The sequence below is a fragment of the Sporosarcina sp. FSL K6-5500 genome (assembly GCF_038005665.1).
GTDB classification, from domain to species: Bacteria; Bacillota; Bacilli; order Bacillales_A; family Planococcaceae; genus Sporosarcina; species Sporosarcina psychrophila.
Genome location: NZ_JBBOTP010000001.1, coordinates 3,947,697 through 3,967,460 on the forward strand (window position 1 = coordinate 3,947,697; position 19,764 = coordinate 3,967,460).

The window sequence follows — 19,764 nt, forward strand, 5'->3', positions numbered from 1 at the left end:
TAAAAGCTTGCACGTGCATTGAGGAACACCCTCTATATGCACGTGTAAGCTTATTTATTTTTCCTTCGCATAACAAGTAACGATAGTCCGAAAAAAAGCAATGTTGTACCACAGAGATACATAATACTAAATAACTGGGTAGTTTTTTTACCATTGATGTCGTATAACATGCCCATATCAATTTCGAATGCTTGCTTCATGGCAACTGGCGCGGTAGAGAAGGCCTCTAGAAGGGGTGCCTCCATTATTAATTGCCGAAACAGTGCGGCTGAATGGGAAACCGGGAACAGCTTGACAACTGATTGGATGTAATCAGGCAGTCCACCAATCGGAATATAGATGCCAGCTAAAAAACCAAGAAGTGTTCCGATAACCGTGCTTGCTGCGGCAAATGCATTTGACGTTTTGAAAAAGGAAACCAACAGAAGCACCATTGATCCGCTAGCTAATACGGATAAGATAATTACACCGCTTGCCGCCATCATTTTACCGAACGACAGCACCACTTCTCCGGAAACGAAGAGAAATAGATTTGAAACAAGAAGCGTAATCATACACATGATAAAACCTATAACCAATGCGCTGATGATATAGCCACCCACCAACTTTGTTCTTGAAATAGGGGAAGAGTAAAAATCCATGTATGTTTTATTTGCGCGATCTTCTACCAGGATGCCAAATGAGCCGAGTGTCGTTGTCATAGAGGTTACCGCTAGGATCCCAGCAATGAACCAGGTAGTGAGCACTGCCTTTTTTGCAGGGAAGTCCGGAAGCCCTTTGGCGGTCATATCCCCTAAGAATAAAACGTACAATGCGATTAAAATAATGACGGCTAGAAGTGAGAAAATGACAGTGGCTTTATCCCGAAAATACAATAAGATATTCCGTTTAGCAAATGCGATCATCCGGATTCCCAACCTTTCCATTGATGGTGATAAAAACATCATCCAAACTGGATTTCTTCACTTCAAAAGATGAGATGAAAGAAGTGAATTTCACCAAAATTGGTATCGCTTCCGTCGTATGATTAAGGCGGATAGTAAACAGCGACTTTTCGTCATCGAAATCCAATCCATCTAACATGAGCAAGCTTCGCAGCTCATCTGCTCGCTCCGTAGAAATTGTCAGTAAATCTGTTGAATAGTTATTTTTCAACTGTTCAGGAGTTCCTTTTGCCACGATGCTGCCTTTTTTCATAACGACAACATAATCCGAGTTTGCTGCTTCTTCAATGTAATGTGTCGTTAGAAAAACAGTCATACCTGTTTCTTTTTGAAGTTGCAGTATGGTAGCCCATATGTTTTTTCGACTTTCTGGATCAAGCCCTGTTGTCGGTTCGTCTAAAATTAAGATGTTCGGTTTATGAATAAGGGCGCGCGCAATATCCACTCGTCGTCGTTGTCCACCTGATAATTTCCCATAAGGTCGATTCGAAATAGACTGTATATCCACGATATCCATAACTCGAGTAATCGCAACGTTACGTTCTTGCCGCGGCATCCCATAAAAAGATCCCCGAATCGCTAAATTCTCTTTGACGGTCAATAAAGGATCAAGTAAGCTCTCTTGAAATACGACGCCGATTTCCTGGCGAATGGCTTGGTCGTGCTTGCCGACAGTATAACCATTTACATAGACATGACCACTGTCTAGCTGGAGGAGCGTCAAGAGAATTGAAATAGTCGTCGATTTCCCAGCACCATTCGTACCTAAAAAAGAAAAGAGGGCGCCTTTTTCTACATAGAAACTGATGTCGTTTACAGCTTTTATTTTTCCGAATGATTTCGACAATCCAATTACCTCAATTATGTTAGTCAATAGGGACTCCCCTTTTTTTACCTGCAATGGCGGCGTTAATTTGCGTAGCGCTCATTTGATTACCCATAAACGTAACGATAATGACTACGATATAAGTCAATATTCCAGTAGTGATAATGAACGGTGTATCATACCAAGTGAATGGGAAAACTTTGAAAACTGCACCTGCAACAAGAAGTACAATGATGACATCTAGTAATTCGATGAACCTTAAAATGAGCGGATTTTGAATGGGTAACTGATGCGTAATAAAAATCAAACAGATGATGCAAATTGAAATAATCAGCATATGAACAATCATTGCTTCATCCATAGGTGGGAAAACTTTTAACCAACTAAAAAAAAGATAAAATAGACTACTAAATGTGAATGAAATACAACTTGCTGAAATGTAGTGCTTAACTAGGTCCATAATGATCTCCTCCTCACGTTAAAAATTTTTCTTTGAAAGATTTGACGTAATGTCTATTGACGATGACTTTTTCACTGTTCATCAAAGACGCTTCAAACTTCCCATTAAATAAGGCTCGCACACTGTCAATTAGAGCTGTATTGACAATTAAGTTTTTACTAATGCGGATGAAATGTGTGCTTGCCAGCAACTTCTCAATCTCGTATAGCTTCAAGTCACTTTCGTAGATATCTTTTTCATTGTAAAGAAACGAGCGGTTATCAATCGATTCAATATAATACACGTTATCGACGAGAAGGGAATATGTCCGCCCATCTTTTGTTCCAGTTAAGGTTATATGTAGTTGGTTAATCTGTTTGATTAATCGTTCAAGTTCATTGTCAATTTGTGGACAGTTGATAGTGATTTCAACCTCGTTATAGGTATTGGATTCATTAACTGTCAAACGAATGATCATCACATCCTTTCGCGGAAATCTTATGGATAGAATCGTACCATTTTGTGGAATTTGGAACAATACTTCTCGGGTAACATGCATTTTTCAACTAATAAGATGCATGCGATAGTACAATACTCTTTTAAAAAGCAAGGTAAATCGGCTATGATAGGATGAGGTACATATTAGAAATGGAAGTGTTGTTATGAGTCAATTGATAATCGAAAACCTCACGAAGACTGTTGGGGAGAAAACATTGTTTAAAAATATAGCGTTTACGGTCATAAGTGGAGAAAAAGTAGGCCTACTCGGAATCAATGGAACAGGCAAATCGACGTTATTGTCAATCATTGCAGGAGTCGAACAAGCTGATTCGATTTCGGCCGAACATCCGAATAGATACCGTATTGTTTATTTACCACAAGAGCCAGAAATTGACCCGGACCTTACAGTGATGGAAACGGTGTTCAAGAGTGACGCACCGATTATCAAGGTCAACTTAGAGTATGAGTACGCACTTCAAGCACTTTCTGCGGATCCGGAATCTACACTAAACCAGGAACAATATTCAAAGTTTCAAATCGAGATGGACGATCTATCTGGTTGGGATATAAACTCAAAAGCACGGACGATTTTGTCGAAACTTGGTATTGAAACGTTCGATAAGAAGATGGGCGAGCTTTCAGGCGGACAGAAAAAACGGGTAACACTTGCAAAAGTATTGATTGAGCCTGCCGATCTCTTGTTACTCGATGAACCGACAAACCATCTCGACGTCGATTCAATTATGTGGCTGTCAGATTACTTGAAAAATGAACAAGGAGCTGTCATCTTTGTTACCCATGACCGCTACTTTTTGGACGAGTTATCCACCAATATTTATGAACTTGCAGATAAAACGTTATATGCACATACAGGTAACTACGGGAATTATCTTGAATCGAAAGCCATTCGTGCGGAGATGGCTGCATCGACGGACGATAAACTCCGAAATCGCTACCGTTCAGAACTGAAATGGATTAGACGAGGTGCGAAAGCGAGATCGACAAAGCAAAAAGCACGAATTGACCGCTTCGATGACCTATCGGAGAAAGTCAAAAAAGAAGATACGGGTGGAGAAATGGAAGTCGCGCTTAAGTCGACACGTCTTGGTAAGAAAGTGATTGAAGCGGTCGGCATCTCGAAGTCGTTCGGCGGAAGAAAAATCATTGATAATTTCTCTAGTATCCTTCAATCAGGTGATCGTATCGCTGTTGTCGGACCTAACGGGGCAGGGAAAACGACGTTATTGAATATGTTTTCTGGAGAAAGTCAACCGGACAGTGGAATCATCGACAAAGGAACGACAGTGAAAATTGCTCATTTCCAACAACACACGCCAATTATGGATGAGAAAAAGCGAATTATCGAATACATTCGTGATACGTCAAATGATATTGAGGGTGCTGATGGAGTACGAATTTCAGCTTCGCAAATGCTAGAACGGTTTTTATTCCCCACACAAGCACACGGGACACCCATCGGTAAATTATCAGGTGGCGAACGAAAAAGACTCTATTTGTTGAAACTGTTAATGGAACAACCGAACGTCATGCTTCTGGATGAACCGACAAATGACCTCGATCTTGAGACTCTTTCAGTACTGGAAACGTTCATCGATACATTCCCAGGCGTTGTCATCACCATTTCACATGATCGATTCTTCCTAGATCGAACATCAACAAAGCTATGGGTAATGGATGGATCAGGGGATGTCGACACATGGTTTGGTATCTATTCTGACTTCCTTGAAACCTATGTACCTAAAGAAAAAGTGGCACATGAGCCAATCGTTGAGGTAGAGATACCGGTTCAGCAGGAAACCAAAAAGAAAATGTCGTACGCTGAAAAGAAAGAGTACGAAACAATTGAATCAGCTATTGAAAATGTAGAGAAGTCAATCGAAGCTACGGAGGCAGAAATGGCATCCACTGGCTCCGATTACGATAAGCTAAGAGAACTGACGGCAACACTTGACGAATTGAACGGCAAATATGAAACACTCATTGAACGTTGGTCTTTTTTACAAGAATTGAATAAATCCTAACGAAAGGGGCAAATACAAATGAAAATCGTAACAATCGAACCAACACCAAGTCCCAATTCCATGAAAATCGTGCTCGACACAGAGTTACCAAAAGGGACGAGTCATAATTATAAAAAAAGTGATGCAGAAACAGCATCCTATCCAGCTTCAGCATTATTGAACATTCATGGCGTAAAAGGAATCTATCATGTCATGAACTTCATGGCCGTCGAGCGAATTGGTAATGTCGCATGGGAATCAATTCTTGCAGACGTTCAGGCTGTTTTCAATGAAGAGAAAAGTGATCAGACTGAATCTATGGAAGAGATTGACGACAACTACGGAGAAGTATACGTACACGTTCAGACCTACAAAGATATTCCCCTTCAAGTGAAAGTATTCGATAGCGAATCTGAGGAACGTTTTGGACTAAGTGAACGTTTTGTGCAAGCTATGGAAAAGGTTCATGGACGTGAAGTGGAAAACTATATATTATTGCGTAAATGGGCAGATTACGGAATCCGTTACGGAGAAAAAGCTGAAATTGGTGAAACGGTGATCCAAGAAATAGAGGCGGCGTATCCAGAAGAACGTTTGCTAGCGATTATCCGTATGGCAAATGAAGGACAAAGTGAAAATATCCAGCGCGGAAGAAAAATTTCACTGGAGGAGTTCTCAGTGGATCAATGGGAGACTAGATTCCAACTGCTGGATCAAATCCCTGACCCCGACATGTCGGATGCACCACTTCTCGAACGAGCACTGGACGATGAAAAGATGTCAATCAGACGCCTTGCAACGGTCTATCTTGGTATGATTGAAGACGACGCTGTCATTCCATATGTAGAAAAAGCGCTTAAAGATAAAAGTTGGGCAGTGCGTCGAACGGCTGGAGACTGCATGAGCGACCTTGGATTTGAAGGGTTCGAACAGGCGGCAATCGAAACATTGAATGATAAAAACAAACTGGTTCGTTGGCGTGCGGCTATGTTTTTATATGAAACAGGAACTGACAAGGCGTTGCCTGCTTTGAAAGAGGCTGAAAACGATTTAGAGTTTGAAGTGAAACTCCAAATCCGGATGGCCATTGCACGAATTGCTGAAGGTGAAGATGCTAAAGGTTCTGTTTGGAAGCAAATGACAGAGGCGCGTACGGCTTCAAAAGAGTAATGTAACGACTACAATTATCAATATGTTAAACGTTAGTGGATGTGAAAAATTACATTCTGCTAACGTTTTTTCTAAAGAACAAAAACGCTGGAGTCTAGATATGAAATCTCTATGTTGCAGCTTATCCACGCTATGAGATTTTATAGTTTCCTAATCTATTGAAAATGGGAGGAAGACATATGAAACTGTTGAAGATCCTTCTCCTCATCGTATTAATTATTGGTGGAGCTGGGTATGGAATCTATTATGTTGGAACTAATATTGCATCCGACAAAGTAATGAACGTTGTAACTGCTGAATTAGAAAATAGCGGACAGTTAAACGAAATTAAACAAATGGTAGCAAATGACCCTGAATTAATGCGTTTCATTGAAGAAGGTGCAAATGTTGAAAGTAGTAATCTTCCTTTCACAACAAAAGAGCAGGCAACAAGAGTATTAATCAAAAAAATTGGGTTTAGTGAACTCCAAGCTATTCAATCCAACGCCCAAAAGGGAATGTCGAATGAGGAAATACAAGAGCTGTTAAAAGATATTGAAGGAAAGTTAACGGAGGAAGAAATTCTAGCATTAAAGGTTATCGTTTATAAAGAATTCCTTAAATAATGCTGATTTCATTGATAAAGTAGGGGGGGTGGTTTGAAACTAAATCATCCTTCTTTAATGTATGGCATTTTGGTGATATAGTAGGATACTTGTGATTCTTCTTTAGAGATTTCATCACATACATAGGAAGTTTTTAAATTATAGAAAGGTCGTTAGTAATCATGGGACCACTTAAAGGAAATAAACGAATACGATTTGCATTACTTCTCGGAACACTAGCAGCGATGGGTCCGTTAACAATTGATATGTATCTACCCTCATTCCCGACAATCGTAAGTGCTTTTGACACTACGGCTACCTATGTACAGGTAAGCCTAACCGCCTGCCTACTAGGTATCGGGTTAGGTCAACTTATTCTCGGCCCAATGAGTGATGTCCATGGACGGAAAAAGCCGTTACTTATTGCACTTATTGTCTATTTTGTCGCTTCAGTTTTATGTGTATTTTCCCCGAATATCGGGTTCTTCATTGCGGCACGTTTCTTGCAAGGCTTTGCTGCTGCTGCGGGTATCGTCATTTCAAGGGCTGTCGTCAGAGATTTATATAGCGGACGAGAATTGACGAAGTTTTTCGCTTTACTCATGCTAATTAATAACTTGGCGCCAATCCTCGCACCAGTTCTTGGAGGGGGCATCCTTGCGTTTACTGAGTGGACTGGTGTATTTGCGGTTTTAAGCGCAATCGGCTTTTTACTATTTGTCATTGTTCTATGGAGAATGGATGAAACATTGCCAGAAGAAATGCGCGTACCAAGTAATCTATCTCATACATTAAAAAACTTTCTGTCTCTGTTAAAAAACAGACAGTTCATGGGGTATGCACTTGCACAAGGTTTCATCATGGCCGGCATTTTTGCTTATGTCGCCGGGACACCGTTTGTTTATCAAAATATATACGGAGTCTCACCACAGACATTCAGCATATTATTCGGTATGAACGGATTTGGACTAATCATCGGGACCCAGGTAGTAGGACGCTTAACGGGTGTGGTCTCAGAAAAACGATTTTTGGAATCGGGTTTATTCATCTCTATCACTTCAGGTACATTGCTATTGATAGCCGTGTTAATGAATGGACCACTTTTCACAATTGTTGTACCTATCTTCTTTTTCGTCGCTTCGATTGGTGTCATTTCGACATCATCCTTTTCACTCGCAATGGAAAAGCAAGGGCATATTGCGGGTAGTGCATCCGCATTACTTGGTTTACTGCCATTCATTTTAGGCGCAATTACGGCACCACTTGTCGGAATAGCAGGGGAAGAAACCGCAATTCCGATGGGAGCCATTATCTTCGCTTCAAGTTTAATTGCAGTCCTCGCGTATTTCGGACTTTCAAGAGAAAAAGTCGAACAAAACTAACAGAGTTTAAAAGCAGCCACTTACTCATTTGAGTAGGTGGCTGCTTTTTATTGTCTGATAATGTAGACACTGTCTTTCGTGACCTGAATATAATGACTATATCGGCTAAATAAAGGAGAGAAGGCAGTGAAAGAAGTCATCATCGCGTTAGTCAGTTCTTCAATTACAATCATCATCACAAGTTTTTTTAACTATCATTTTCAACTAATGAAAGAGATTCGAAACGAAGCGGTTAAATATAAAACAGAAATCCTGAAAAACGTTTACACTCCAGTATTAAAGTTACTAGTAGCTGCAATTGTGCCAGGCGACGGATATGACGGGATTACAAAAGAGTCTTTTTTTGAAATTGAAGACGTTATTAAAAGAAACTATGAGCTAGTTGATCCTGATTTAGATTCGATTATTTGGTCCATTAAAAAGGAAATCCGATGGGAACACTACGAAGATAGTTTAAAGTTATTTGATAAAAATAAGCGTTTATTGCACCACGTCGAACTGAATTTCAATTTTTATAGGAAACAATTAGGATTGCCGTTTAACAAAACTAAACTCAAAAAGTCTTGAGAATCAACTAAATATATTTGTTGAAATAAAGAAGTCTAGTTCCGGTACAAGGGGATATCGCCGGTCTTAGGGCTCCGGCTACTTTTTGAAAAGCGCCTTCGCTTTGTTTATATAATTATTAATTTGTTCAATATAATTGAGACATCTGAAAACGTTAAGTTTTGGCATGTCCTCTACATATTTGTTTAAAATCGGACAAGTGCCGCCATTCAAAAACGCTTTGTGAATAGTATAGATAGAAAAGTATCTTTGGATTGCTGTGGCAATTTAAAAAAACAAATACTTTTTAATAGGGCACAAAAAGGAGGTGTCACAAAATGGTTAAAATCGTAATCGATGCTGGGCACGGATTCAATACACCAGGTAAACGTTCACCGGATGACGAACGGGAGTGGTCGTTTAACAATAAAGTAGCCAAATACGCTATTGCTAAACTAAAGACATACAAAAATGTGGAAATTCTACGTGTGGATGATCCGACCGGTCAGACAGATGTTCCGCTTGCTACACGCACAACTCTAGCGAACGAATGGCAAGCCGATGTATATGCTTCTATCCATCATAATACCCTTACGGATAAGTGGGGCAGCCATAGCGGTATTGAAACATATACAATGGACAACCCAACAGCGAATCCAAAATCAAAGGAAATTGCTGGTGCTATTCATCCTAGGATTGTTATGGCCATGGGGTTGAGTGATCGTGGTATGAAGCGTGCCAACTTCCACGTTCTTCGGGAATCTGCTATGCCAGCATTCTTAAGTGAGGGAGGCTTTATGGATTCAACAGTTGACATACTAAAGTTACGGGATGATCACTATTTGCAAGCCCAAGGTGAGGCAATCGCAGAAGGATTGGCTATATACTTTAAATTGCAACTGCTAACTGCTTCCGTAGGCAATCAGATACTTTCACCAAAGGAAGGAACAAATAAGTTGTATACACCATCATCGCAATCACTTATCAATTCGACAAGCGCCGTTTTAAAACGACTTGAAAAGATGCCAGATGGCCCGTTATCAGCAACTTGGCATGAAAAGTTATTGAAGGGAACATTGACGGACTCGGATGCAATTGGGCTCTTGTATGTAGCGATTGAGCGTAGCCTTTTGGTAGATGGTAAGTAATTGCGTGTCATTTATTTTGAGGAGTGTGAAATAAGAACCATCAGCTGCAATAGCGATTATGGTGAGTTTGAAATAGCATAAAGAGCGAGCTTAGAAAATAATAGCTGTTACTATCTCATCTTCATCGAATAAGGGGGAAATTATTGTGCCGCACAACGATAATGCCATCGAAAGGGATTTGCCAAACGGATTATCAAAACCGGCAACACGAGCGCTTTCAGGTACCGGTTACTTGCGGCATGAACAGTTCGCTAAACCTCTGGGAAGCTATTTACATGGTACGGGTCCAAAAGCCATGGATCTTATCAGTGATACTCTTGCCACCAAAGGGCTGTCGTTCGCCAAGGGTTCTTGAAAGATCCTAATTTTATGGTGTAAAACGAAACAAGCCATCTTTTCCTAATAAGGGAAGATGGTTTGTTTTAATTTTCATCAGATTACTCCGAGGGGAAAAAGGTGTACAACCCTATATCACGTATCCATAAATTTGCATTGCCACCATCAATATCAGCCACCCATAAATCACCTTTAGCAGAAACGAAATCGCTTTTTCGTAACCAAGTTATTTTATCGATTGAAGGTAAATATTCGGGCTTATAATCACCTTTATTTTTTGGTGGTGTCGTTATTTTTAGTTGTTTTTGACCAGCTAGCGTTAAAAAGTATAAGGAAGCTTTAGGGCGTTTCTCAGCGTCATTTGACCACTCACTTTCCTTTACCCTTGAAACAATAAGCGAACTATCATTAACCCATGAAAAATCCATCTCCGCATAGTTTTTTGGCGTTAGGTTTATAGAATGATAAGTGGAAATTTCCGTTACCTTTAGATTTTTATTTTTAAAACCAAAAACAATTCTTCCGCCGCCGGCAATATAACCGAGTAAGTTTTCGCTATATGCCCATTTTGGAGTGAATGCCCAGATAACTTCATCTAATACTTCAAATTCTTTTCCGTCTACAGAAATCACACATAGCATATCACTATCCATCGCCCATGAAGCTGTTGGAGTCACAAAGAAGGATATCCATTGTTTATCTGAAGAATAAGCAAATGATTCCGCGTTTATCGAAGGAACTTTCACGTCGTCTTTCACTACTTCTTTTGGAATCACGAAGAATTCTGTCGCGTTTTTCGTTAAATTTCCGATGTTTTGATAACCATTCGCTATAGAAATCGTATACAGGACAGGATTGGTCCATCCATCCGGCCGAAGAGAAGCACTAGAGGAGGCAATAAAACCCTTCCCATCAGGCTGCCATTCGTAATCGTTTACTCCTAAAGCAATATTATAGAATTTCTTAAAATCCGATACATTCAATACGCCACCATCACTAAAAGCAACAATATTTTCAGTTGGAGACCATTTTGGATTTCGTCCATCATAAAAGATTTTACTGTGCTTTTTTGTTTTCATATCATATACCCACAATTGATTTGAGGTCTGTTTATGTTCATTTACTAATTCCTCGACTTCTTTTTGATAAAGAAGCAAGTTCCCATCGAAGGACCATTGTGGAGGATAAGGGTATGTTGCTTTTTCAACAGTCAGTACTTCTTCTTTATCATCAATTTTCACCCACAAATAGCCATCCCTAATAAACGCTACTTTTGCATCTGAAGCATTTGTTTCCGAATAAATAATGGATGGAAAAATCAAGCATAAAATAACAAGTATATGAAATAACTTTGCCATAAAATCACCTCTTACGACGTATGTTCTCCCAATAATGAATAATTAGGTATGTAAAATAATGTTTAGTATTTGGGGTAGAATTTTCATTGCAATCCTCGAACTAATCGAAAAGTTGAAATTAAGTTAGCTATATAGTCGCTATTTAGTGAAAAAATACGTAGGACAAGGTAATATGAAAGATGGAAAAACCATTAACAACAAGCACTATTTAAATAGATTGAAAGGGGATTATTAAATATGAACGCTTACGATGATTACATGAAGGGCATCGTTAAACCGATGCGTGAAGAACTTGCACAAAATGGATTTACGGAACTGACGACGGCTGAGGCTGTTGAAGAAACAATGAAGACACTTGAGGGGACAGCTCTTGTCGTTATCAACTCGGTTTGTGGATGTGCCGCAGGTCTTGCACGTCCAGCAGTAAGGGAAGCATTACAGGAAGCTGAACATAAACCAAATCACTTGTTCACAGTATTTGCAGGACAAGATAAAGAAGCTACAGCTATGATGCGGGAATATTTCCCTGAAGTACCTCCTAGCTCACCTTCTATCGCACTTTGGAAAGATGGGGCACTTGCGTACTTTATTCCAAGGGAACAAATTGAGAATTTTGAGATGGGGCAAATTAAAGACCATCTATCGGAAGTACTCGATCAAGTTTGTAAATAATGAGTACAGTCATCACGACCGCTGGCAGGCCTGATGATCAATCGCTGCAGCTAGCACTAGAAGCGTCTGAAACTCTAGGCTATCCTATTGTCGAACGTAAAAAGCAAGCGGTTTCCCGAATACAAAACACGCACAGTTCGGATGTTATTGTAGCGGGAAAAAACCGCTATGATTTGTATCGTATTGGAATGGATGAACCATTTTTCTTTCATCCCAATTCTGCAGCGTTTAGATTGAAAAGGCTATTGAATGGTGAAATGGATCCGTTAATTGAGATAGCTCAATTACAAGAAGATGATTCGTTTCTCGATTGTACACTTGGGCTTGGCTCCGACAGTATCATTGCTTCTTTCGTTACAGGTGAAAGCGGCAAAGTGTTGGGCGTCGAAGCAGACCCAGCTGTCGCGTTCATAACCAGACGAGGACTGCGCTCGTTCCCATCTGAGTCGGAGCAACTAGTTCAGGCCATGACTCGAATTGAGGTCGTCCAGTCGGAAGCGATTGAGTTTTTGAGCGATCAAGCTGATTCATCGTGGGATATTGTCTATATGGATCCGATGTTTCATGCACCTATTACGGAATCGTCTAATTTTACGCCGCTGCGTCAAGCTGGGGTACATAGTGTGCTGACAGATGACTGGATCAAGCAAGCACTTCGTGTATGTAAACGACGTGTTGTTGTGAAAGACCGGTTTGATTCACCCGTATTCGAGCAATTCAATATGCAGCGAAAAATCAGACCGAATACGAAGTTTCATTTCGCTTTTATCGAAAAATGAAAAACGCCGTCCTCCTCAAAATAGAGGGTGACGGCGTTTATTGATATTAGTGGGTGAAATTCAATGAGCTTAGATACACAAGCAATGCCAGCATTCCGATACCGATAAACAGATTCACATCCATCAGTGATACCCTCCTTCAAAAAAACATACAATTATCTTCATTTTTATTGTACAATGAAAATAAGAAAGAAGAAACCTTTTCAATACTTTTTCGTCAAATAAACTATTGTAAACAAAAATAAAAACAATTGCAGGTGAGATGTTATGAAAAAGTGGTTACAAAAAACGCTCATTGTTGCCGTAGCATTATTGACATTCGGTGCGATTTCACCGAATCATGAAATTTGGACAAACTTGCAAGACAAAGATGTTTCGAAGCACGCAGTAGGACCATCACGAAGTAATGATTATTCAATTGGATTAGAAGACTCGTTAGTCGATGATAGTTTAGAAGATAATTCGGATTCAATAGAAGATTTATTTATCACGTCTGCGAAGAAGCTATCATACATGAAATTTGGAACAAAAGTCGGCCCGGTAATCGCCGATGAGTTTGACAGTGTTATTTTCCCGAAAATTGAGGAAGCCATCCAATCGACACTTGCAAGTTCAGGAGACGTACATAAACGCCGACTTGCTATCAGTGAAAAACCTGCCGGAGACTACTCAGAGAAAATTTTCAATGTATACGACCTAGAAGACAGAAAAGATCTTATCCGTTTCCACGTACGTACTGAAAAAAGGCCAAAAGACGGCTACTACTACAATTTTCACTATCATATTGCGGCTGATGAATTTACAGCTCATTATTCAATCGGTGATATCTATTGGGCAAAAGACACACCTCCTAAATGGTTATCCTAAAAATGTTGAAACATTCGTCTGAAAAGCGAGTGTTTTTTCTTTTATAAACATTGATATATCAACGTTTGTGGAGTTTCAACGATGCACACCCACCAAGTGATTTTGTTCATGATAAATGAGCAAAAAACCACGTACCCCAAATTGTACCCCAAATTCACTCTTTATCTTTTTCAAAAGAATTCAAAGTGACGATTTCGTCCATTAAATTAGATGCCTGAATTTCGTCTTTCTCAAAAGAGCGAGCTTATGTTTTATAAATCGTTTCGTGGGTATCTCCCACTAGCGCAGCAACAGTGGAAATCGGTATGTTATTTTATAACTGGATCGAATGTATGCCTAAAATAATGGAGTGAGAAGTGGGTAATTTTTTCTTTTTCGCATATCAAGTCGATCACACGCTTCATGTACCGTTCTCCAAGGGGTTCTCCGGCGTAAGTAATGATAATACATAGCAAGCGGGTTCCGGAACTGGTAAGGCGCCATAGACTGCTCATGCCACTCTTTGTAAACAAGTAAAAGATTATTGATATTTTCACTCATGGGAAACTCTCGGTAACTGTTCTTAGTATTCGGGCTCCTTGTCCCGAAGCGATTTACGCAGGAAATGGTCGAAGAGAAATTCGGCTACAACGCTGAATCCTTTACTGAGTATGACTAGTCACCGGAAGGAGCTGTGCAATTGCTCCTTTCGGAACTTGGCGAAGAGGAGGCGATGACGGCATGAAGCAAATGCAGTGGGAGGCTATGCGAGTCGAGAATGGCCGTAACGGGGAACTGTTGTCTGAAATCGGTCGGTCGAAGGCTGCTTTTGATAAACGAGAGAAAAATGTAATGTATTATGTGGTTATGCGGCGGAGGAATACGTTATAAACGGAGTGTGGGGTTGTTGTATCAGTGGGAGGGATGGAAGTTATGACGACAATGATTACTGCGTTTGAAGGCCGGGCATTTATTATTTCTGCCTTGTTACTCGCGTTAGGGATTTATTATATTGGTCGGATGCACGGTCGGGCAAATTAACGGGCTGGGTTCAAAATCCGATATAAATTAAAAAAAGAAAGAGTAAGTTACTCTTTCAATTGGAAAACAAAAATAATAGCACTAAAGATGTTGTTAAAAACTACTTCGAAATAATTTGGTTTTGGACTTTTTTAGTTAGTTTTTGAAAAACTAAATTATAGGAATGAAGAATTAGATTTTCTAATAGATCGTTGGATAGATTTGAATCAAAATAAATAGAGTTCCAGTGTGTTTTATTCATATAATGCCCAGGAATAATACCTTGATATGTTTCTCTCAACTCTTCAGCACGAGTAGGTTCGCACTTTAAAGTGATAATTGGCTTTCTTTGAGAGTCTCCTCCCATCATAGCAAACATCTTCCCGCCAACATGATAACGATCTGCTTGCCAGTCTACTTGGTAATCATGTGTCGTTCCGGGTAGTGTCTGACAAAATAATTGAAGTCTAGCTTTATCCATTTTTAAGTCTCCTTTTATAAAACGGTCACTAAATACACACGTTCGATTACATTTATTATAATCAATAACCTATGTATTTCAATAACATTATTGTAAATGCGGCTTTACTTGTAATAAAACATGAAAAAATTATGCGTAGTTCAAACAAAAAGCGAAGGAATAAAAAGACCACTGATTAAAAATAATCAGTGGTCTTTATCACAGTCATCTTGTGATATAGCAACAGTATTGGTGAACAAGAAAAACATTAAACGTAGAAGTTTTTGGCAATAGACATAATGATCGATTTTGGCTTTGTTAATAATTATTCATAAAATATAAAAACCAAACGGCATGATTTTGTTCGTCAGCTGAGGCCCGTGTAAAAGCGTCTCTAATAACTGGGTTATCGGTATTTCTTGAAATATCGTGATAGAAGTCAACGGTTTCCTGTTCATCTATAAATGCAGCGAGTACCCCACTTCTATAATCGGCAGGACATTGTTTTGTGATTTGAGGAGAAGGTTTTTTTCCTGTTAAAGAAATATAAAGATGCCAAAAGGTTTCGTAGTGTCTGATTTCATCACTTCTAATTTCAAGAATGCGTTTTTTTATTTCGTTGTTTGGAGCCTGGTTCGCTAATAGTTCATAGCAGTAAATTGCTGTGTACTCACCATTAATTGCTTTCGAAATATCATTTAGAACTTCTTTATTTGGGGAAGATTGCATGGAACTTTGATTCATTTTGTAATCAGCTCATTTACTCAGTGTATGAGTAAGACTAAAAATATGGACCTTGTCTTATGGGAGTGAAAGATTTATTCATAGATGAACAAAGTGATTATTGATTGCTCAAAAAATCAGGATTTAATTTTTGATAATTCACTTGTCAAGACGTCAATTTGTTTTTGCATCTTTTGGAATTTCTGATCTTGTTCTTTTTGATCTTGTTGTTGCTGGACATCATCGAGTATTGATTCTTCTAATGACATAATTGCTGCAATGGTTGAAATAGCATCACCAATTGTGGAAATCGCTGATCCCACAACGGCGAGTTTATCACTAAGATGATCTTCAAGATTATTTGGATTCAATTTTTTCGCCTCCATAACTTAGTCATTTTAAAAGAGCTTCATTGTAATTTAATGCATTAAATTACCTTTGGTGCGGATTTAAAACGAAAGTAAAATAATCAGCAGTAAGGTATGCCAAACATTTTGTGAAGGAGGGATAGTAGTGGTGCAGAAACTCACTATTTTTGATACGGTGCCAACAATAGCGTTTGGGCTTGGTGACATGGTTGAACTCGTCGTCAATGTGGAGAAGAAAGAGGTTGAGGATTATTACTATCTCAAATCGCATGAGGGACGGGTTATAAAGGTTTTGCCCAGACAGCCGTACGAGGTTTGGTTTACGAAGTCTAATCGGATTGGGATATTTCGGCATGGTGAATTGAAGAGGAGGAATTATGGATGATTCATAAATCTTTATTTTTCAACCGTTCGTATTCATTTAATAATAAATCAAGCAATTGGCTTGTTTCAACGACTTTTGGGTCAGATAGAGCTTTCTCCTTAGCTAGTTCGTTGAGTTGCTTTCTTACTGTTTCAATTTGATTGTCCATATCTTCAAGTTTTTTATTGGTCATGTTTGTACCTCCCGATTTTATCTTAGTATCTATAACGAAGGTAGAAAATATACATGTCAATAAAATTTCAAAAGTGCTTTATTTTCATATTAATTTAGATTTTTACCAATAATAAAATAAAAATCAGGTATAATTGATGACTACTTCTAAATTATTATTGGATCAAAATTCATTTGTCATATGACTCAGAAAGAGTGGAGAAGGATGAACAACGACCATGAACGTGAAAAGTTTAAAAGATTGATGGAGAGCTTTTCGATCGCTGAGTGTGCGAATGCTTTAGGGGAAATGGGGAAAATCAACTCTCGAAAACTTATGGCTGAGATGTCGGAAGGATCCAAGATATTCCGTCAATATTTGGAACATCATCCGAGTATTGAAACGGATATCACGGACGAGGACATGTTGTTGTTACAGACTGATATGGCGCTTGATGCGGGGGATATGGAGCATTTAAGGGGTGCGTGCGAGCGATATAACCTCTCTTACTAGCCCCGATACATACGAGAGATAAATAGAGGGTTTCCCCTTTTTATGACGAATGATGTCATGTGGAGGGGTTATATATTGAGGGAATAAATAGCTGTTTATTCCAAGTGTTAGTAATGCATGTTAATAAATTTTTGGACAAATATAATTAAATGAGTAAGGTTGTGATTCTAATGAGTAATGAAATTCCGTTTAGTAGATGTAGTTGGGCTGAAACGAATACAACTGAAAGAGAATATCATGATAATGAGTGGGGGGTTCCCGTTCATGACGAAAATAAACTGTTTGAGCTACTTATTTTAGAAGGTAAACAGGCGGGCTTAAGCTGGATAACGATTCTGAAAAAACGGGAAACTATAAATGAGGCATTTGATTTTTTTGATCCTAAGATAATCGTGAAGTATGATCAAGACAAGATAGATGAACTTTTGAGTAATACAGGTATTATCAGGAATAAGTTAAAGGTTAATGCTGTCATTACAAATGCTAATGCGTATTTATCATTAATTGATGAATATGGGAGCTTAGATTCTTTTCTATGGAAGTACGTGAATCATGAGCCGATTAAAAATAAATGGACTAAAATATCGGATGTTCCTGCGTCAACGGAATTATCAGATCTGATCAGCAAGGACTTAAAAAAACTAGGATTCAAATTTGTAGGCTCTACAACCATTTATGCATACATGCAGGCAATAGGAATGGTTAATGATCATCTTGTAGAATGTTATCGACACTCGATGTTGAACTAATCCATCTACTTTCGCACCCGTCGTGGTGCTTTTTCTATGCCAAAAATAACGGAGGTGGACGGTGATGTGCCAAACTGGGAAGAGATACAGAAAGAGTGGGAAACAAGTGAAATATAATTCAATGATTTAGCGGAAAGCATGGCGTGAAAGATTCCACCATTCGCAGTAGAAAGAATCGAGAAAAATAGTCAAGAGGAAACGTGAAGCGCGACGCAACGAAAAAGGTAGCAAAAGAAGTCTTTGTCGAGACGGATGATTTAACCGATAAGCAGAGGCTTTTTTGTATTTACTACATTAAGAGCTTTAACGCGACAATGGCAGCTATCAAGGGTGGGTATGCAAGAAATAGTGCTCACGTCGATGGAAGTCGGTTGCTTAGAAATGTTAAGGTGGCAGTCGAAGTCAGAAGACTGAAAGGTGAAATGCACCAGGAAGTCTTCATTACCGCGATGGATGTGTTGAATAAGTACATTCAAATAGCCTTTGCAGACATAACAGACTTTGTTGAGTTCGGAAGTATCGAGATGGAACAACGGCATCCGAAAACGGGCAAGGTTATGTTGGATGCTAATTTCAAACCGATCACCTATAAGATGAGTCATCTTGATTTCAAGAATGACGATGAAGTGGATGGAACTATAATCAGTGAAGTTAAGCAAGGTAAGGATGGAGTATCTATCAAGCTCGCTAGTCGAGAAAAAGCAATGGACTTCCTATCCAAACATTTCGATATGCTACCAGACCACTTCAAACGTCAACTTGAACAAGAAAAATTGAAAATAGCTCATGCAAAAGCATTCGGTAACGAGGATCCTGAACAGTACGAAGATGATGGATTTAACGAAGCACTAGATGCGACAAGGTTGGAGGTGTGGAGCGATGTCGAAAACCCAACCGAAAGCGACGATTAAGTATTTCGCGTTCCTCACGGAGATTTATCAGGTTCCGGTGGCTGAATATTTGGCCGGGCAGGTTGAAGCAGGGAAGTAAATGAAGGATTATTCCTCCTTTTGTAGAATTGTGGGTTAAAGGGGGGATTTATATGTTTTGGAAAAGTAAAAATAAAAAAGAGGAACGCATAATAAATATAAAATTCGAGAATAGCATGTTGATGGCTAAAAATATAATAAACGAAAATACAAATATATCGTTAGATGACTCCGAGCATCCCATTTACCGTGCAATTCATATTTTTGCTTTTTCAATACAGTCTAGATTGTTGCAACCTATTATGACAACTGTAGAGTATGATATTCCTAAAATAGATAATCTTTTTTATCCACCTTATCATGTTTTAAAAGAGAATAACATTCCATTAGAAATTTACGAAGATAGTCAAAATACAACTTCTGTAATGCTTGATTTTAGTAAGGATGTTGTGTTTAGTATTCCGTGGTCTCCGAGAAGATTCATTGGAGCTATTTCTAATATTAGTAGGGAAGAATGGTTATATCATGAATTAAATCATAGAGCAGTATTTATAGAGCCGTTTAAAATAGGATTGATTGAGAATGGATTTCACTCTGGAAGCGTAGGTATACTTAACAGAAAAGGAGTATTACCTGCTGAAAAGTTGAAAATGCATTGTCTGTATGATTGGATTGAAACTGACGGAGTGTATTTTTACAAAAAAGACTCTAGAAAAAAACTATGTGAGGTACAGTCCTTCGAAGAGGCTGTAATATTTGAGATTGGTAGATTGATTATTAATCATACAAGATGAATTCCGCATGTTTCTGTTATTCACTTTCGGACCATTATGCGTCGTAGTGAAATAGACAGGTGAATATAAAAGTACCATACGCCATGAAACCAGAGTATGTGACCATCCACAATACGTACA

At 38.9% G+C, this 19,764-nt stretch carries 25 protein-coding genes; 16 read left to right on the plus strand and 9 right to left on the minus strand.

From position 1 onward, the window contains the following. Positions 1-50 precede the first annotated feature (50 nt). From MKX62_RS18740 to MKX62_RS18755, 4 genes are read right to left on the minus strand one after another with little or no spacing between them, the layout of a single operon-like run. A complete protein-coding gene (locus MKX62_RS18740; protein WP_067209045.1) occupies positions 51-905 on the minus strand; it encodes an ABC transporter permease in 855 nt (284 codons plus the stop codon). Continuing rightward, a complete protein-coding gene (locus MKX62_RS18745) occupies positions 889-1,818 on the minus strand; it encodes an ABC transporter ATP-binding protein (protein WP_340742071.1) in 930 nt (309 codons plus the stop codon). The genes MKX62_RS18740 and MKX62_RS18745 overlap by 17 nt, the downstream gene beginning before the upstream one ends. Further along, positions 1,811-2,230 (minus strand): hypothetical protein, encoded by a 420-nt coding sequence (locus MKX62_RS18750; RefSeq protein ID WP_187047728.1) that lies wholly within the window; start codon positions 2,228-2,230, stop codon positions 1,811-1,813. The genes MKX62_RS18745 and MKX62_RS18750 overlap by 8 nt, the downstream gene beginning before the upstream one ends. Positions 2,231-2,243: 13 nt before the next feature. Beyond that, positions 2,244-2,687, minus strand: a complete 444-nt coding sequence (locus MKX62_RS18755; RefSeq protein WP_197485394.1) for a LytTR family DNA-binding domain-containing protein — start codon at positions 2,685-2,687, stop codon at positions 2,244-2,246. 184 nt (positions 2,688-2,871) lie between these two features. Here MKX62_RS18755 and MKX62_RS18760 point away from each other — a divergent pair, with 184 nt between their 5' ends. The 7 genes from MKX62_RS18760 (at position 2,872) to MKX62_RS18790 (ending at position 9,916) form a co-directional block, all read left to right on the plus strand. Beyond that, positions 2,872-4,752, plus strand: coding sequence for an ABC-F family ATP-binding cassette domain-containing protein (locus MKX62_RS18760; protein WP_067209059.1), 1,881 nt, complete (start codon positions 2,872-2,874; stop codon positions 4,750-4,752). A gap of 18 nt (positions 4,753-4,770) precedes the next feature. Further along, entirely contained in the window at positions 4,771-5,901 is a 1,131-nt protein-coding gene (locus MKX62_RS18765) for a conserved virulence factor C family protein (RefSeq protein WP_067209062.1), read from the plus strand. Positions 5,902-6,080: 179 nt separating this feature from the next. Further along, positions 6,081-6,506, plus strand: a complete 426-nt coding sequence (locus MKX62_RS18770) for a hypothetical protein (RefSeq protein ID WP_067209065.1) — start codon at positions 6,081-6,083, stop codon at positions 6,504-6,506. 161 nt (positions 6,507-6,667) lie between these two features. Further along, on the plus strand, positions 6,668-7,867 hold the full coding sequence (locus tag MKX62_RS18775) for a Bcr/CflA family multidrug efflux MFS transporter (RefSeq protein ID WP_067209068.1): 1,200 nt from the start codon (positions 6,668-6,670) through the stop codon (positions 7,865-7,867). Positions 7,868-7,993: 126 nt separating this feature from the next. Next, the gene (locus MKX62_RS18780) at positions 7,994-8,434 is read left to right on the plus strand and encodes a hypothetical protein (RefSeq protein WP_067209070.1); all 441 of its coding nucleotides are present in this window, start codon (positions 7,994-7,996) and stop codon (positions 8,432-8,434) included. Between the two features lie 317 nt (positions 8,435-8,751). Beyond that, positions 8,752-9,561 (plus strand): N-acetylmuramoyl-L-alanine amidase family protein, encoded by an 810-nt coding sequence (locus MKX62_RS18785; protein ID WP_340742072.1) that lies wholly within the window; start codon positions 8,752-8,754, stop codon positions 9,559-9,561. 145 nt (positions 9,562-9,706) lie between these two features. After that, on the plus strand, positions 9,707-9,916 hold the full coding sequence (locus tag MKX62_RS18790) for a DNA-binding protein (RefSeq protein WP_340742073.1): 210 nt from the start codon (positions 9,707-9,709) through the stop codon (positions 9,914-9,916). Between the two features lie 82 nt (positions 9,917-9,998). Here MKX62_RS18790 and MKX62_RS18795 read toward each other — a convergent pair whose 3' ends face one another. Beyond that, positions 9,999-11,255 carry a TolB domain-containing protein gene (locus MKX62_RS18795; RefSeq protein WP_067209078.1) on the minus strand — a complete coding sequence of 419 codons (1,257 nt, stop codon included), beginning with the start codon at positions 11,253-11,255 and terminating at the stop codon, positions 9,999-10,001. Between the two features lie 237 nt (positions 11,256-11,492). Between MKX62_RS18795 and MKX62_RS18800 the strand changes: the two genes are divergently transcribed. The 4 genes from MKX62_RS18800 to MKX62_RS18815 all read left to right on the plus strand — a co-directional run bounded on the left by MKX62_RS18800 (position 11,493) and on the right by MKX62_RS18815 (position 14,443). Continuing rightward, complete coding sequence (locus tag MKX62_RS18800) at positions 11,493-11,927, plus strand: BrxA/BrxB family bacilliredoxin (RefSeq protein WP_067209080.1); 435 nt, start codon at positions 11,493-11,495, stop codon at positions 11,925-11,927. After that, the gene (locus MKX62_RS18805; RefSeq protein ID WP_340742074.1) at positions 11,927-12,706 is read left to right on the plus strand and encodes a class I SAM-dependent methyltransferase; all 780 of its coding nucleotides are present in this window, start codon (positions 11,927-11,929) and stop codon (positions 12,704-12,706) included. The genes MKX62_RS18800 and MKX62_RS18805 overlap by 1 nt, the downstream gene beginning before the upstream one ends. A 267-nt stretch (positions 12,707-12,973) precedes the next feature. Further along, complete coding sequence (locus MKX62_RS18810; RefSeq protein WP_067209085.1) at positions 12,974-13,573, plus strand: YpjP family protein; 600 nt, start codon at positions 12,974-12,976, stop codon at positions 13,571-13,573. A gap of 720 nt (positions 13,574-14,293) precedes the next feature. Then, complete coding sequence (locus MKX62_RS18815; RefSeq protein WP_156476014.1) at positions 14,294-14,443, plus strand: hypothetical protein; 150 nt, start codon at positions 14,294-14,296, stop codon at positions 14,441-14,443. A gap of 250 nt (positions 14,444-14,693) precedes the next feature. On the opposite strand, the gene MKX62_RS18820 is transcribed toward MKX62_RS18815, so the two are convergent. The 3 genes from MKX62_RS18820 to MKX62_RS18830 all read right to left on the minus strand — a co-directional run bounded on the left by MKX62_RS18820 (position 14,694) and on the right by MKX62_RS18830 (position 16,126). Continuing rightward, positions 14,694-15,053: an MmcQ/YjbR family DNA-binding protein gene (locus tag MKX62_RS18820; RefSeq protein ID WP_067209091.1), complete on the minus strand. Its 360-nt coding sequence runs from the start codon at positions 15,051-15,053 to the stop codon at positions 14,694-14,696. A gap of 297 nt (positions 15,054-15,350) precedes the next feature. Continuing rightward, positions 15,351-15,776, minus strand: coding sequence for a ferritin-like domain-containing protein (locus MKX62_RS18825; RefSeq protein ID WP_338652401.1), 426 nt, complete (start codon positions 15,774-15,776; stop codon positions 15,351-15,353). A 116-nt stretch (positions 15,777-15,892) separates the two neighbouring features. After that, positions 15,893-16,126 (minus strand): hypothetical protein, encoded by a 234-nt coding sequence (locus tag MKX62_RS18830; protein WP_067209100.1) that lies wholly within the window; start codon positions 16,124-16,126, stop codon positions 15,893-15,895. Between the two features lie 142 nt (positions 16,127-16,268). Between MKX62_RS18830 and MKX62_RS18835 the strand changes: the two genes are divergently transcribed. After that, on the plus strand, positions 16,269-16,508 hold the full coding sequence (locus MKX62_RS18835) for a hypothetical protein (RefSeq protein ID WP_067209103.1): 240 nt from the start codon (positions 16,269-16,271) through the stop codon (positions 16,506-16,508). Between the two features lies 1 nt (position 16,509). On the opposite strand, the gene MKX62_RS18840 is transcribed toward MKX62_RS18835, so the two are convergent. Further along, positions 16,510-16,680, minus strand: coding sequence for an aspartyl-phosphate phosphatase Spo0E family protein (locus MKX62_RS18840; protein ID WP_340742075.1), 171 nt, complete (start codon positions 16,678-16,680; stop codon positions 16,510-16,512). A 204-nt stretch (positions 16,681-16,884) separates the two neighbouring features. On the opposite strand from MKX62_RS18840, the gene MKX62_RS18845 reads away from it, so the two are divergent. From MKX62_RS18845 to MKX62_RS18860, 4 genes are all read left to right on the plus strand, one after another. After that, positions 16,885-17,172: a hypothetical protein gene (locus MKX62_RS18845; protein WP_067209106.1), complete on the plus strand. Its 288-nt coding sequence runs from the start codon at positions 16,885-16,887 to the stop codon at positions 17,170-17,172. Positions 17,173-17,342: 170 nt separating this feature from the next. Next, entirely contained in the window at positions 17,343-17,921 is a 579-nt protein-coding gene (locus MKX62_RS18850) for a DNA-3-methyladenine glycosylase I (RefSeq protein WP_067209109.1), read from the plus strand. Positions 17,922-18,121: 200 nt separating this feature from the next. Further along, complete coding sequence (locus MKX62_RS18855) at positions 18,122-18,832, plus strand: terminase small subunit (protein WP_222618016.1); 711 nt, start codon at positions 18,122-18,124, stop codon at positions 18,830-18,832. Positions 18,833-18,963: 131 nt separating this feature from the next. Then, positions 18,964-19,644, plus strand: a complete 681-nt coding sequence (locus tag MKX62_RS18860) for a DUF6710 family protein (protein WP_067209114.1) — start codon at positions 18,964-18,966, stop codon at positions 19,642-19,644. Positions 19,645-19,764 lie beyond the last annotated feature (120 nt).

Excerpts from the sequence above, each read along its gene's own strand:
- MKX62_RS18740 (WP_067209045.1), bottom strand. The coding sequence starts at position 905 with ATGATCGCATTTGCTAAACGGAATATCTTATTGTATTTTCGGGATAAA.
- MKX62_RS18750 (WP_187047728.1), bottom strand. The coding sequence starts at position 2,230 with ATGGACCTAGTTAAGCACTACATTTCAGCAAGTTGTATTTCATTCACA.
- MKX62_RS18755 (WP_197485394.1), bottom strand. The coding sequence starts at position 2,687 with ATGATCATTCGTTTGACAGTTAATGAATCCAATACCTATAACGAGGTT.
- MKX62_RS18760 (WP_067209059.1), top strand. The coding sequence starts at position 2,872 with ATGAGTCAATTGATAATCGAAAACCTCACGAAGACTGTTGGGGAGAAA.
- MKX62_RS18765 (WP_067209062.1), top strand. The coding sequence starts at position 4,771 with ATGAAAATCGTAACAATCGAACCAACACCAAGTCCCAATTCCATGAAA.
- MKX62_RS18770 (WP_067209065.1), top strand. The coding sequence starts at position 6,081 with ATGAAACTGTTGAAGATCCTTCTCCTCATCGTATTAATTATTGGTGGA.
- MKX62_RS18775 (WP_067209068.1), top strand. The coding sequence starts at position 6,668 with ATGGGACCACTTAAAGGAAATAAACGAATACGATTTGCATTACTTCTC.
- MKX62_RS18785 (WP_340742072.1), top strand. The coding sequence starts at position 8,752 with ATGGTTAAAATCGTAATCGATGCTGGGCACGGATTCAATACACCAGGT.
- MKX62_RS18795 (WP_067209078.1), bottom strand. The coding sequence starts at position 11,255 with ATGGCAAAGTTATTTCATATACTTGTTATTTTATGCTTGATTTTTCCA.
- MKX62_RS18800 (WP_067209080.1), top strand. The coding sequence starts at position 11,493 with ATGAACGCTTACGATGATTACATGAAGGGCATCGTTAAACCGATGCGT.
- MKX62_RS18805 (WP_340742074.1), top strand. The coding sequence starts at position 11,927 with ATGAGTACAGTCATCACGACCGCTGGCAGGCCTGATGATCAATCGCTG.
- MKX62_RS18810 (WP_067209085.1), top strand. The coding sequence starts at position 12,974 with ATGAAAAAGTGGTTACAAAAAACGCTCATTGTTGCCGTAGCATTATTG.
- MKX62_RS18815 (WP_156476014.1), top strand. The coding sequence starts at position 14,294 with ATGAAGCAAATGCAGTGGGAGGCTATGCGAGTCGAGAATGGCCGTAAC.
- MKX62_RS18820 (WP_067209091.1), bottom strand. The coding sequence starts at position 15,053 with ATGGATAAAGCTAGACTTCAATTATTTTGTCAGACACTACCCGGAACG.
- MKX62_RS18825 (WP_338652401.1), bottom strand. The coding sequence starts at position 15,776 with ATGAATCAAAGTTCCATGCAATCTTCCCCAAATAAAGAAGTTCTAAAT.
- MKX62_RS18840 (WP_340742075.1), bottom strand. The coding sequence starts at position 16,680 with ATGACCAATAAAAAACTTGAAGATATGGACAATCAAATTGAAACAGTA.
- MKX62_RS18845 (WP_067209106.1), top strand. The coding sequence starts at position 16,885 with ATGAACAACGACCATGAACGTGAAAAGTTTAAAAGATTGATGGAGAGC.
- MKX62_RS18850 (WP_067209109.1), top strand. The coding sequence starts at position 17,343 with ATGAGTAATGAAATTCCGTTTAGTAGATGTAGTTGGGCTGAAACGAAT.
- MKX62_RS18860 (WP_067209114.1), top strand. The coding sequence starts at position 18,964 with ATGTTTTGGAAAAGTAAAAATAAAAAAGAGGAACGCATAATAAATATA.